Origin of the sequence: Dinghuibacter sp., assembly GCF_035492835.1 — a bacterium.
In the GTDB taxonomy this organism is placed as follows: Bacteria; Bacteroidota; Bacteroidia; order Chitinophagales; family Chitinophagaceae; genus Dinghuibacter.
This window is the reverse complement of the sequence record NZ_DATJIY010000225.1, coordinates 1-13,447: the sequence shown is the minus strand read 5'-3', so window position 1 is coordinate 13,447 and position 13,447 is coordinate 1. Positions and strand designations below refer to the sequence as shown.

At 58.4% G+C, this 13,447-nt stretch carries 9 protein-coding genes; 8 read left to right on the top strand and 1 reads right to left on the bottom strand.

All coding sequences use genetic code 11. The features are described from left to right. Positions 1–45: 45 nt before the first annotated feature. On the bottom strand, positions 46–603 hold the full coding sequence (locus tag VL547_RS21035; RefSeq protein ID WP_325581674.1) for a dihydrofolate reductase family protein: 558 nt from the start codon (positions 601–603) through the stop codon (positions 46–48). Between the two features lie 181 nt (positions 604–784). On the opposite strand from VL547_RS21035, the gene VL547_RS21030 reads away from it, so the two are divergent. The 8 genes from VL547_RS21030 to VL547_RS20995 form a co-directional block, all read left to right on the top strand. Then, positions 785–1,357: an RNA polymerase sigma factor gene (locus VL547_RS21030; protein WP_325581672.1), complete on the top strand. Its 573-nt coding sequence runs from the start codon at positions 785–787 to the stop codon at positions 1,355–1,357. Between the two features lie 123 nt (positions 1,358–1,480). Continuing rightward, a complete protein-coding gene (locus VL547_RS21025; RefSeq protein WP_325581671.1) occupies positions 1,481–3,124 on the top strand; it encodes an IPT/TIG domain-containing protein in 1,644 nt (547 codons plus the stop codon). A 17-nt stretch (positions 3,125–3,141) separates the two neighbouring features. Continuing rightward, positions 3,142–4,809, top strand: coding sequence for an IPT/TIG domain-containing protein (locus tag VL547_RS21020; protein WP_325581669.1), 1,668 nt, complete (start codon positions 3,142–3,144; stop codon positions 4,807–4,809). Between the two features lie 2 nt (positions 4,810–4,811). Next, complete coding sequence (locus VL547_RS21015; RefSeq protein WP_325581667.1) at positions 4,812–8,030, top strand: TonB-dependent receptor; 3,219 nt, start codon at positions 4,812–4,814, stop codon at positions 8,028–8,030. A gap of 1 nt (position 8,031) precedes the next feature. Further along, the gene (locus tag VL547_RS21010; protein WP_325581665.1) at positions 8,032–9,729 is read left to right on the top strand and encodes a hypothetical protein; all 1,698 of its coding nucleotides are present in this window, start codon (positions 8,032–8,034) and stop codon (positions 9,727–9,729) included. A 1-nt stretch (position 9,730) separates the two neighbouring features. Then, positions 9,731–11,443 carry a hypothetical protein gene (locus tag VL547_RS21005; protein ID WP_325581663.1) on the top strand — a complete coding sequence of 571 codons (1,713 nt, stop codon included), beginning with the start codon at positions 9,731–9,733 and terminating at the stop codon, positions 11,441–11,443. After that, complete coding sequence (locus tag VL547_RS21000; RefSeq protein WP_325581661.1) at positions 11,443–13,164, top strand: IPT/TIG domain-containing protein; 1,722 nt, start codon at positions 11,443–11,445, stop codon at positions 13,162–13,164. Before VL547_RS21005 ends, VL547_RS21000 begins: the two co-directional genes overlap by 1 nt. Positions 13,165–13,174: 10 nt before the next feature. Then, on the top strand, positions 13,175–13,447 hold a 273-nt coding region (locus VL547_RS20995), incomplete at its 3' end, for a hypothetical protein (RefSeq protein WP_325581659.1).

Sequence of the window (13,447 nt, the reverse complement as noted above, 5' to 3'; positions counted from 1 at the left end):
TTTACCGCGCCGCGGCCCCCGTTGGCAACCCGCCGCCCCTAAAACCTACGCCTCATACTTCAGACAAACCACTCCTCCCCCACACCGGTTAACCGAAGCCAACCGCAAGCCGCAGGATTCATCCATAAAAAGCCTGCGCCCTCCCCCGGTGAGCACCGGGCATATAAAAAGATGATACTCATCCACGAGATTCTCCCGCATCGCCGCCTGCGCCAGCGAAATACTGGCAAACAGCACGATGTCCTTTCCGGGAGCTGATTTGAGCGCGCGTATCGCCGGGGCCGCATCGCGCGCCTCCACAAAAGCGGACTCATAAGCCCCCCAGGGCGCCTCCTTCAGCGATTGGGAAAACACGATCTTATGCGCCTGGTTCATCCGCTGCGCCAGCAAACCGCTCTCCAGGGGCACGTTGGGCCAGACCGCGGAAAACTGCTGGTAGGTCGCCCGGCCCATCAACACGGTATCGATGGTCTGTAGGAACGCCACCTGCTCGGGTTCGGCGAAGGTGTCGCGCACCAGTCCGGCAAAAAAATCCAGTTGTCCATTCTTGTCGGAAACAAAGCCATCCAGGGACAGCCATTCGGAAATAATAAGCTTTCGCATGTAGGAGAAATTTAAAAGCGAAAGTAGTCCGGATGGCTGCGCGCGAGCAATGGCATCTATGACAAGAATACCGGTTGATGATGCCAAGTACCGACGCAACGTTAAATTAATACAAGAAGTCGCTCCATCTCCATAGATTTACGGGCCCTTATCATTCACCAAATTTGAAGAGATGGAGTCTATGGAGGACCAAGACCTGCTCCTGCTGCTTGTGAATGGCGACCACGAGGCTTTTTCGACTATATACAAGAAATACTGGCGTAGAATATTCGTCGCTGCCTACGACAGTCTCCAGGACGTCAAACAAAGCCAGGACATCGTCCAGGACATCTTTGTCCGTCTCTGGGAAAAACGCGGAGACTACGAAATCAAGAACCTCAACGCCTACCTGTATTCCAGCGTCCGGCACAGCGTACTCAAGACCGTCACCTCGGAAAAAGTAAAGGACAGCTTCTTCGCCGCCCTCCGCCGCCTCACCATGGAAGCATCCTCCGCCGACCACGACATCCTCACCGCCGAGCTCCTGAAGGCCTACCACGCCCTCCTGGAAAAAATGCCGCCCCAACGCCGCAAAATTTTCCAGATGCGCTACGAAGAAGACCTCAAGACCCGGGAGATCGCCGAACGGCTCAACATCACCCAGAAGACCGTCCAGAACCAGCTCCTCACCTCTTATATGGAGGTGCGCTCGATCATGACCGAGGCATTGGTCGTCGCGGCGGCAGTTGAGGCGTGCCACCTGGCCGCCCGATAAAGCCGCACACGAGCCCGCACACACGGCCCCACGCAAGGCGCCAATATTACCACATCGTTAAGCCTGTCCAAACGAATAGGAGATTTTTCCAAACGCCGCTCCTACTTGGGAACCCCAGTAGGTATGAAATTACTCCAGATCACGGCGGCCGTGGCATTAATAGCATGGTCGCTTTCTTCCTGCACTAAAACAACCAATAACAACAATGGTGGCCTCAGCTATGGCATCACCGGTATCGAACCGCAGTTCGCGGGCGCCGGCGATACGATCGACGTCTATGGCGTAGGTTTCGCGGCCAGCGCTACCGGCAACATGCTTACCGTCAACGGTGTACAGGCAACCATCGTAAAAGCAACCCCCGAAGACCTGACCATCGTCGTCCCCACTGCCCCCAAGCAGGGCAACGTCCAGGTCAAAACCGGATCCCAGAGCTTTACCTATACGGGGCCCTTTGTGCTCGGCGCCGTAGTGACCGGATCGCAGAGCAAAAGCGTGACCTGGACGGCAAACAATCTCTACATAATAAAGGGAAAGGTCGAGTTCCAAAAGGGCGCCACGCTCACGGTGCAACCCGGCACAACCATCTTATGCGACCGGGACACACTGGCCTCGCTCATCATCGACGACGGCGCAAGCGTCTCGATGAACGGCACGCCCCAGCAACCGATCGTCTTTACGTCTATCATGCCCGAAAAGCTGCGATTCCCCGGAGACTGGGGCGGCATAATGCTTTCCGCCAGCACGGCCGCCGGAACCGACAGCATCAGCTACGTGCGCATCGAATACGCGGGTAACCACATCCCCAACTTACCCGGCGCCGCGCTCGAAATCGACCGGAGCGAACCGGCCGGCAACATCCACCACGTACAGACTTCTTACAGTGGCAGCGATGGGTTTAGAAGCGCGGGCAACGGCACGATTTACCTCCAATACCTCGTCGCCTTTGGGGACGCCGGGAACGACTTTTCATTCCTGGGTGCGGTGCGCGCCTTCGGCCAATTCTTCCTGGGGCTGAAGGACCCCCAGTTCGCGGACCAGCTGGGCGCGGACGGCCTCCTGGTGCAATCGACCCAGCCGGTGACGCTCAGCAATATATCCCTCGTCGGCTATGACGGTATCGGCCGGAACTGCATCACGACCAGCTACTATGACTACAGCGTCCCGGACTACGCGATCGATGCGAACGCGGGCCGGGGCATACACGTCAGCGGCGCTGGCACGCTCCAGCTCTTCAACTCGATGGTGGCCGCCTCCTGGCTGGCGGGTATTTCGCTGGATGGCCCGGCGGCCTGGAACGCCTATGAGAACGGCGGCACCGTGGTCCGTCAGACCTCCTTCACCTTCCCGGTTTCGGCGGGCGACCCCGGCTACAACAAAAGCCTTACGATCCCCTATTCCGGGTTCGCGTTTTCCAGCGAGAACATATCCGGTCCGTACTCTGGTTTTGAGCGGACGGAGAACAGCGCGCAGTACGCCGCATTTACGACCTACAACGATACCACGCCATTAAAGCTGAAAGTGTTGAGCACCGGCCAGCCGATCACCGATGGGCTGGGCATCCACAATATGGCGGACTCCCTGCACCTGAATGCGCCCCTGCTGACGATCCAGACAGGTTCTCCCCTGTTGATGGGTCAGGATTACGGCGACGCCCGGCTGGCGGATCCCTTTTTCGACCGCACCGCCGCCTTTCGGGGCGCCTTCGGACCTGCCGACTGGACCAGCGGCTGGGCCAGTTTCGCCCCCGAGCTTTCCCCTTACGAATAACTCCATAGACATCCGATATGCGATCCATTGTAAAATATTTGCCCCTGCTGTTGCTACTGGCGGCTTGCAAAAAAGATACGCCGGCAGGCGCCACCTTGAACGTGTCCGGTTTCAGCGCCGCGGTATTCGCCACCGGGGATGCCGTTTCCATCTATGGCTCCGGCTTCGATCCCGACCCCACCAAGGACGTCGTGCTGTTTAATGGCGTGCCGGGAGAGGTGGCGACGGCTTCCGCCAACCGGCTGCAAGTCATCGTCCCGCTGCTGATCGATGACGGCAAGGTTACAGTGGCCGTGCACGGGCAGACCGCCGAAAGCCGGCAGAGTTATACCATCGTAAACGTGCTCCAGGGCTTGTACACGGCCAATTTTATACTTACCCCCGATAAGAGATACCTCCTCCGGGGACCGGTCGTATTCCAGGGGAAGCTCATCATACAGGCGGGAACCGTCATTTATGGCGAAAAGGTATCCCATGCCTCCCTGACGGCTTCGGATGTCGATTGGGAAGGCACCGCCGCGAACCCCATCGTCTTTACCTCCGACCAGGCGTCGGGCGACCGTGCTCCCGGCGATTGGACGGGCATTTCCCTCGTGACACCCGTGACTCCCGGGCTGAACCTGCAGTTCGCACCCCTCGGACAAGCGACGTATGTCCGGGTGGAATACGCCGGCTTCCACGCCAACGGGGCGGGTGTCCGGGGTGTGGCGGTCAATCTGTACACCGACAACCAAAGTACGCTGCGGTATATCGAGGCCGCTTATAGCGCGGGAGATGGGTTCGAAATCCAAAACGAGACACAGAGCAGCGCCACGGCTTACGCGGACCACCTGGTAGCGGTTGGCTGCGCGGGAGATGATTTCCTGCTCAACTACGGCACCATGGTGATCCAATTCGCGCTGGGTCTGAAAGACCCCTACAACGCGGATGTGGCTTCCAGCAATAGCCTCGGTGTCAATGGCGGCGGCGGCGTCATGAGTAATTTTACCCTGGTTGGTTATAACCCGACCGCGCGGAATGTCGCCGGAGCCTCCTCGTCCTCGCCGTTGAACAACAATGCCGGCGCAGGGGTTTCCATTGGCGAGTTCGTGCAGGATGGCCGGATTGGCTCCGCCGGCAGCGGCGGGAACTTTTTTATGTACAATTCCGTGATCGCGGCCGGTTGGAAAGCAGGGTTGGCTTTGTATGGCATCGACAATCCCGACTACAGCTACCCTTACGCGCTGCAGAGCAATTTCATCTTCTATGAAGACAGCATCCCCTGGGGCAGCGGGGAAGGTGTTAGGGAGAACCAATTGCGATACAACTACTTCGTAGGCACGGCCCCGGCAGACTATCCTTTCCGCGGCGGCATCTTCGCCCGCCAAGGCCATAATCCCGGCGCGCAATCGGCTTTTGACGACGTCACGGCCACCCACCAGGACACGCTCTTCGGATTCTACAACGATACCGCCAACAGCATAGCCGACATCGGAATCCAGGGATTGACCGACTATGGCAAGCTCACCGCCCCGGTCGTATTGCCGGCTACGGGTTCCCCCCTGCTGACAGGCGCGCGTTTTCCCGCATTCACGAACGCCAATAACCCCCTGCTTAACAAGGACGTCCTCTATATAGGCGCTTTTGGAACTGTCGACTGGACGGCGAACTGGTGCAACTTTAACCCCCAGCAAACCCAATACTGATTATGAGACTATTACTGATATGCCTGCTGTCGGTATGGACAGAGCTGCTTTGGGCGCAAGGGCCCGCCAACACGGGTATCACGGGGACGATCCTCGACGGCAAGACGCCTATGGCCGGGGCCTCGGTGACCTTACAGGAAACCAAGCAGACCTCTGTCAGCGCGCAGAACGGTGAGTTTGTTTTCTACCTGAAGCCCGGCATTTATACCCTTGAGATCCATTTCGTCGGGTATAAGCCCCAGGTACGTAAAATCGTCATCGGTCCTAACCAGATGGTCCGGCAATCGTTCGGTTTGATCTCCGACTCCCGGATGATGGGAGAGGTCACCGTCCAGGCTACCCGCCGGATGACCACGGTCAAGCAGCTGCTGGAGCACCGTAAGGCGTCCGCCAACATCGAGGACGCCATCGGCGCGGTACAGATCGAAAAATCGGCCAGCATCACCACCGCCCAGGCCCTGCAACGCGTGACGGGCGTCACGATAAAGGACGGGAAATACATCACGGTGCGTGGGCTTAGCGACCGCAACGTCGTGGTCCAGCTGAACGGTTCCCGGCTCGCCGGCGCGGATGCCAGCCGGAGCTCGGTGGCGGTGGACCTGATCCCGGCCCAATTGCTGGACAACATCATCGTCTCCAAATCGGTCACCCCCGACAACCCGGGCGACGCCAACGGCGCGGTAGTCGAAATCCGCACCAAGTCCATACCGGACGCCCGCTTTCTCCAGTTGAACGCACAGACGGGTTTCAACGGGAACATCGGCGTCTTCGGCTATGTCAACTCCTTCCAGGATGGCAATATGGGTTTCTTTGGCCAGAACGTCCGCAAGCTGGGACTTACACAGGACTATAACAACCTCATCCAGGACTATACCGCCCAGGGCTATTCGGCGCCCAACGGCACCATGGCCGCGGGGTTATCGAATGCTATCCAGGCCAGCAGCATCGACCAGGCGCACTTCAATGAAGCCCAGCGGATAAACTCCATCATGGAGAAAGGGTTTAGCCCGTACCTTACCACCAAACCGGTGGTGGCTTCCCCGGACCAGATTTATGGGATCACCTTCGGCGACAAGTACGTACTCAAAGGCGACAAGGCCATCGGCCTGATCCTGGGGGTAAACTATTACAACCGTACAACGTCGAACACCAACGGTCAGAACAACCTGTATTCGGTCCAGGAACCATCGGCCAGCGGCACCAACCAGGGCGTGCCCAACATAGTATATCCCAACGAGCAACGGCTGATTCCCATTTACAGGCTCAACGAAAGCACGGGTAACCACCAGCTCAACTATGGCGGCCTGGCCACCCTTGCCTTCCGGTTCAACCGGTTTAACGAGATCAGCTTCACGTACAGCGGGAACTTCGGGACCGAAACGAACGCCACCCAGGAAGTCGGGGTCGAAAACCCTAACCTGAAGATTGCGGACCCGGTGGTCCTGGCCGTTTTCCCCGATCACCAGAGCCTGTATGACTTTATTTTGCGGTCCACCCAGCGCTCGTTGAATTCCTACCAGCTCAAGGGCGAGCACCGCTTTCACCTGGAGAAAAAATGGCTGCCGTGGCAGCTCAGCTATACGTTTGCCGTCTCCCAGGCCAGACAGGACGATCCCGACTACCGGGACACCCGGATGCGTGTGGACTCCCTGGGCCGTATTCCCAATCCCCTGCTGAACTCCCAAAACATCAACGTGGCGCAGTACATCCCTTCCGAGTACACGTATACGTATTTCGCCGAATCGGACCGCTACTACCGCCACCTGAACGAGACCAACACCAACGACAAGATCGACCTGGTGATGCCGTTCCACATCGCCAAAAAGATGGAGTCGTACGGCAAGATCGGTGGGTATTACTATGGACGCAACCGGACTTACGAGGAATCCCTTTTTGCCCGCACGGATGAAAGCCCGGTCACGCTCAACAACGCCGGTGGCTACAGCCAGGTGCCCGGGGACCTGACCAGCCTGGGGGGCAACCTGACGGCCTGGGCGGGCCCCGGACAGGTAGGGGTCCGGGAAAACGCCAACACCGGGGAAGGTTCCCCCCTGGTCCCGGGATATCTCTATATCCCCCAGGCCGGGATCACGGAGATTGCCAACACCGGCCACATCTTTATCAACAGCTACCACGGGAGCGAGGCGGTAACGGCCTTTTACGCCATGGCCGACCTGAATATCGACAGCGCCTGGCGGATCGTGGGCGGTCTGCGGGTGGAGAACACCAGCTTCCAGTCCAATCCCGACACGGCCAACACCAATTTTTCCCAGCTCACCAATATCTACGACAAGCAAGATTTCATACGGCAGTACGTTACCAATTATCTGGCCTACAACTGGCTGCCTTCCGGATCGATCATCTACCGCGGGGTCAGGCACGTGAACTTCCGCGTGGCCTACTCCAAAACGCTGATCCGGCCGGAAATGAACGAGATCGTCCTGTCCGCGCAACGCGACCCGATCCAGGAGCTGATCGTCTACGGGAACAACCGCCTGACGAATGGCGTCTTTACCAACTACGACTTCCGTACCGACTGGTTTATCGGGGATGAGGAGCTGGTATCCGGCTCGGTATTCTACAAAACGGTCGTAGACCAGCTGGAACGCGTGTACACCAACGGGAGCATCGATCCGTATGGCTTCCAGACAAGCTATGTCAGTTTCCGGAACAATCCCTCCATCGGCCGTGTGTACGGGATCGAGGCCGAATTCCGGAAAAACCTGAAGCAGCTTTTTCCTGCGGGCAAATACATCTTTATCGGGGCCAACCTGATGCTGGCCCGGAGCCGTACACGGCTGGACTCCGTGGAGTACAACGTCGTCAGCCGCCTGGACCGGAATGCCTCCTGGTACCGTCCGTTGGTGGACCAGCCCGACCTGGCCCTGAACGTAAATATAGACTTCGACTACCCCAAATGGGGCACGCAGTTCAACGTCCTGCTCAACAAAACGGGGAAACGCCTCAGCGACATCAACTCGGACGGCTCCCCCAATATCTATGAGTACCCCGCGGCCACCCTGGACGCGGTACTGTCCCAGCGGATTTGGAAGCGCCTGGAATTCAAAGCCTTTGTAAAGAACCTGCTGAACAGCACGACCTATTACCGGTACGCCAACCCGGGGCCCTCTAAAACCTACGGGGAGTACAACCAGGAATACATCCGCCGCGCCTTCAACTATGGCTCGGTGTATACGTTCGGATTCAAATACACGCTCTAATATGAGGAACAAAATCGTACTGGCCGCCGTGCTGTTTACAGCCCTGATTGCCGGCAGCTGCAAAAAGGAGCTAAAGGATTTCCACACCTACCAGCCCCTGGGCAATACCAAGCTGGACTCCGTGCGGTTGTACAACCTGCTGCCGGACTCCAGCGGCGGGTATCCCGGGTTCGGCTACGTTTTATACGTCAACGATTCCGCCGTCGTTTACAAGGGGAAGGGACTTTCCAATACCGTCACATACGGCACACCGGCGGCTATCCTGTTGCCGACCCAGGGGGGGACCTTCGACATCAAGCTGATGAAATATGTGAACGATTCCCTGCCACCGGCGCATCCCCGGCCCAGCCTGGTCGTCTGCGAAAAAACGATCACCGTATCCGCGAACAGCGGTTACGGGAGCATGTTCTTTTACGACAGCGCCGGTACCGCGACGGCCATGTACCTGCCCCAAACGACGTCGGACCCCGGCGCCCCGGGTTTCGGACACTACAAGCTGCGGATGATCAACTTCGGGTATGACTGGCAAAACCAACCCTACTACGGACCCTATGCCAATTCGGCGGGAACCAAATTCGACATGCAGCTGCGGTATCCCGACTCCACGATCGTAAAGGGACAAGACCTGGTCCATTTCGGCACCGTCAGCGGCTATGTTGAATTCCCGTATGAGACCGCGCAATACATCGTATACAACCTGACGCAACAGATGAACGATCCCTATACCGCTCACCTCGACGAGGCATTCGGCGCTTACGGTTTGTACCAGGACCTTTCGGTCAACTACACGAACAATTACGGGAACTATGTCCTTCCGAACCCCGGTACGATATTCGGAGCCTATCTATACCCGCCGGACGTGTCCACCGTGGAACAGACGGCGAACATCTCCAGCTACCCCTTCGCGGCGGGCGGTTGTTATTCGGTGCTGGTCATCGGGAACATCTATACGGTGATCCTGGACAGGCAGTACGGCATCGGCACCGCGGACAACATCGGGAAAATCCAGCTGGTCAATACCGATCCCAGCCAACCCAACATCCAGGTATTGATCAGCGGCGCGGACGGTCATTCCCGGTCGGCCACCCTTTCCTTTGGCCAGGCGGATACGCCTTTTGCCGTCCCCGCGGGCCCGGTGACCTGTACGTTCAGCGCCAAGGGACAGACGTTGTATACGTACCAAACCTCTGTCATCCGTTTGGCGAACCAGGCCTTGTATTTCATGGAAGACCTCAACCATATCCCTTTTGTCTTTGCCACCAATGTCGCCGTCGACGGTACCGACTATATACCCCCTGTTCCGTACGGCGGACCTCCCGCTCAGCAACAACTGGCCACGGTCAACACCCTCAACCTCGTGCCGGATGCGGGCAATGTTTTTTTCACCGCCGTCCAATACACGACCGGGACGTTCGAAACCAACATCAGCGGTGACGTTCCGTACGAAGGTACCGGCACTACCGCGGCACAATGGGACGGTACCATCCCTGCCACCTATTTCGCGCTCCACCTGACGACCCAACGGTCCGACTCCCTTTCCGGGGCCAAGGTCGCGGACTGGAATATCCCCTTTCCCAAGACACCCACCCCCGGGACCTTTACGCTCGTCGCCGCCGGCCGGCTGAACGCCACCGACGCCAGCCAGAAGCCACGGTTGTTCCTGGTCCGGCACAGCAACTTCATCTACAAAGCACAATAGTATGACCCGCTACCGATCCATATTTCTCTGGGCCCTGCTGGGCGTGCTGCTCTGGTCATCCGCGTTGATGACGGGCGGCTGCGCCAAGAACCGGCTGTTCACCCACGTGGACTCCATACCGGAAGTGCCCAACCAATTCCACTTCTTCAATGCGTTCTGCTACGACAGCTCGCTCAGCCTCTCGATCGACGGTCTGCTCCGGGAAAACGTCCCTTCCTTTTCGATGAGCCAATACTACCCCAGCTCCAGCGCCTTCAACCTGAATGCTGAACAACCCAACAGCAAGCTGGTGGTGATCAACGATCCAAAGAACACGGCACAGTTTTTCAGCCAGAATACCTTTCAGTTCGAACCCCAGGTCAGCTACCTGGTATACCCTACCTTCCCCGCCTACGACACCCTGTACGGCCCCCAGCGCGGAAGCGTCGCCCCCGCCCTGGCCTATATACCCGAGGACGTCAATACGCCCTTCGACGGCACTGCCCGGGTGCGCGTCCTCAGTATGCTTGCCGGCGGCACCAACACCTCGATGTCCGTGGCGCCCGACCAGGGAGCGGGGACGACCCTGAACCTAAATACCAACGTGTACTACCCAACGCCCGGTATCGCCTCCTCCTATTACACATCCACCGAGCCCGGCACCAAGGTCATAAAGGTTACGGTCAACGGGTCGACCGCGTTGCAGTTCACCTACCTGCCGGTCGCGCTGGGCAACCATAACTATACCTTTTTCGAAGTCGGCGATGCCAAGAACTACCTGAACGGAAAAGAGAAGCTGCCCGCGCTGTACATGTTGCAGGACGGAGACCCCACCACGCTCAAGGCGCTCACGCTTTCCTCGCTGACGTTCCCGGGAAATGCCTCGACGGTCGCCTCCGTCACCGTCATCAACGACGCGTATAACCTACCGGGGCTGCTCGCCGTGGGCGACCCCGCCAACCCCACCTATTACACCTATATCCACGTCGCCTTCAACCAAAGCTCCACCACCGTGATCCGCTGGCCGACAGCAGGATCGCCTCCGTTCGAGGATGTCGGTGACGCCTACGACCCTGCTATGAACTACAGCCCCCCTTTCCCGGCGAAATTGCTCGGTTCTCCCGGCAGGACGTCCAACCTGCAGCTCAATCCCGGCATTTATACCGTCGGCGTCACGCCGCAGGGCTCCTTTGGACCGTTGTACGACCAGTTTACCTACAGCTTCGAGCAGGGCATCGCCTATACTGTTTACCTCATGCCCAACGATACATCCGCCACCCATTGCGGCGCCATGGTCGTGCAAAACAGCCTGGCCCCCGACCCGGCGGTCTTCAAGCTGCGGATCATCAACGTAATGGGCGGCGCGCCCCAGGTGGACGTGCACGTCGGCAGCCCGACCGGTCCCCTGCTCGCCTCGGACGTGCCCTATGGTCAGCAGACGGACTACCTGAGCCTTTCGCCCACGTCGGTCAACCAGCAGCTCTATGTCACGCTGGCGGGCTCCGGCACGGTCCTGATGCCCACTTCCGTCCACCCCACCGATCCGAACCTGGTCATTTCCATGCCGTATACGGCGGGGAACTGCGCCACGCTGTCGCTCATGGGGCTGGTGCCCGGTACGCCTTATTCCGGTTACGGCGGGGCTTTCGGACCCTATGCGTTGTATACGACCGATTCCTATATCAACTTGAATAATGCCTATTCCGGCGGGCGTCCCACTCAACTTTATTACTAATGAAGACAAGATACTACCTTCTCCTCCTGGGCTGTTTCTTTGCGTGTACCAAAAAGGTCGACGTGAAGGTGGGCGTCCCTTCGATCACCGCGGTTAACAAAACCGTCGTTGCCGTGGGTGACACGCTGGTGATCACCGGTTCGCAGTTCAGCGCGGACACCGCCGACGACCTGGTTGCCATCGGTCTCATGAGCCAACGCGTGATCGCCGCCACACCCACCCAGCTGTCGGTGATCGTACCCAAGGGCACCCAAAGCGGCCAGCTGACCGTGGCGCTGCCCAGGGGCCAGGCGGCCAATTTCGCCACCCCGATCAGCGTCCAGGCCTTTGGGGCGCCGTTCATCACCTCGGTATTCCCCACCAGCGCGTATGGCGGAGACACCGTCGTCGTGACGGGCGGCAACTTCACCTCCCCCTCCACCAGCCTCGGCGCCTTTGTCTCCGGGACGCCTTGTACCATCTTCAACGTCAGTGACTCGGTCATCCGGATGGTCGTGTCGGGGATTGCCTATACCGGCCCCCTTACGGTCACCGCTAACGGACAGACCTCGCTCCCTTACGCCTTCAAGGTGCTCAAGGTGGACCCGCTGGCGGACGGCCGTATCTACTGGTTCGAGCCGGTGATGGGGCTGGTGCCTGGTGAGTTCGGCGGCCAGGTGAATGCCGTCGTGGGTACCGACCTGTTTAAAGGGAAGGACTCCAGTACGACCTTTCCCTTTGCGGACCTGGTGTTCAAAAATTCCTTCCTGGACTTCGACGGGACCGACCAGAACTTCGACAACCCCATCGTCAGGGATGCCTCGGGGCGTCTGTACTACCTGTCCATCGAAGGCCTATTCGATCAGCAGACTTATCAGGATACCTTCCAGTATAACCTCGTCCGGATAGACCCCAACAGCGGCTTTAGCCGCACCGTCCTATGGTCCATGTCCCAGGGCGACCCATACAACATCCCGTATACCGAAATCAACTTCGGGGTGCCTTCCTATCCGTATCCCCAGGATATCCCGATTACACCGCAGCCGGTGATCGCGATCAACGGGAACCAGCTCTATATAAAGATGGGTTATTCCAATACCTACCTGACCGGCGATGTGTCGGGCTCCAGCCCGGTCTTTACCACGACAACGGGTTTGTTGGATGACTCCGTGTCCTATGGGCCGCAGTTCTCCGCAAACTACCTTTTTTACAAATCCGTGTGGTCTTCGAATGGCTATGCCCTGGACCTCATCAACCTGCATTATATGCCCAAGGGCGGAACCGTCAGCAAGGAAGTCGTGCTACCCGCCGGGCAGACGATCCTCACCACCTTGACCGATCCATCCCATGGCGATCAAATATTGATCGTCACTGTCGACGGGCAGCCCGCCTACGGCGCCGTCGTCACCAGCACGATCTACAAGTTCGATGCGGGTACGGAAACACTAAAAAAGCTATACGACAAAAGCAATTGGGCGGATGCGCTCGCGTATAACGGCGACAACGGGACCACGCCAACGACCACCGGCTGGCTGTGGACCGGTTCGCACATATACTATGCCAACAGCAGCCGGAGCCTCACGGTCAATGAGCAGACCGGCCTGACCGACGTCTACAACAGCCTTTATCGCCTCAACGACGACGGCAGCAGCACCAAGAATTATACGGTGTATGGTCAAATGGAGCCCGGTGGCTCGCCCGGCGCCAGCGCCTATACTTTTATGTTCATCGGAGCCAAATAAAAACCGGAGTATGAAAAAATTAATCCTCCTCATCGCCCTGCTGGCGTTATTCGGATCCTGCAAAAAGCAGCAAATACCCGACCCCGCCTACGCGAACGCCTATGCGCGCTTTGTCTTTATCGACGCCCCCGGGCAGGCCAAACTCCAGTTCTATATGGATGGAAAAATCAACGCCAACGGGGATTCCTCGGTCAACAGCCCGGACGGCTCGGTATACCAGCCGGACAATTCGATACCGACCACGACCCTGGTCAACATCCCTTCAGGGGGCTGGACCGACAAC

Bases quoted from the DNA above. Each gene is read 5' to 3' on its own strand.
- VL547_RS21035 (WP_325581674.1), bottom strand. From the start codon at position 603: ATGCGAAAGCTTATTATTTCCGAATGGCTGTCCCTGGATGGCTTTGTT.
- VL547_RS21030 (WP_325581672.1), top strand. From the start codon at position 785: ATGGAGGACCAAGACCTGCTCCTGCTGCTTGTGAATGGCGACCACGAG.
- VL547_RS21025 (WP_325581671.1), top strand. From the start codon at position 1,481: ATGAAATTACTCCAGATCACGGCGGCCGTGGCATTAATAGCATGGTCG.
- VL547_RS21020 (WP_325581669.1), top strand. From the start codon at position 3,142: ATGCGATCCATTGTAAAATATTTGCCCCTGCTGTTGCTACTGGCGGCT.
- VL547_RS21015 (WP_325581667.1), top strand. From the start codon at position 4,812: ATGAGACTATTACTGATATGCCTGCTGTCGGTATGGACAGAGCTGCTT.
- VL547_RS21010 (WP_325581665.1), top strand. From the start codon at position 8,032: ATGAGGAACAAAATCGTACTGGCCGCCGTGCTGTTTACAGCCCTGATT.
- VL547_RS21005 (WP_325581663.1), top strand. From the start codon at position 9,731: ATGACCCGCTACCGATCCATATTTCTCTGGGCCCTGCTGGGCGTGCTG.
- VL547_RS21000 (WP_325581661.1), top strand. From the start codon at position 11,443: ATGAAGACAAGATACTACCTTCTCCTCCTGGGCTGTTTCTTTGCGTGT.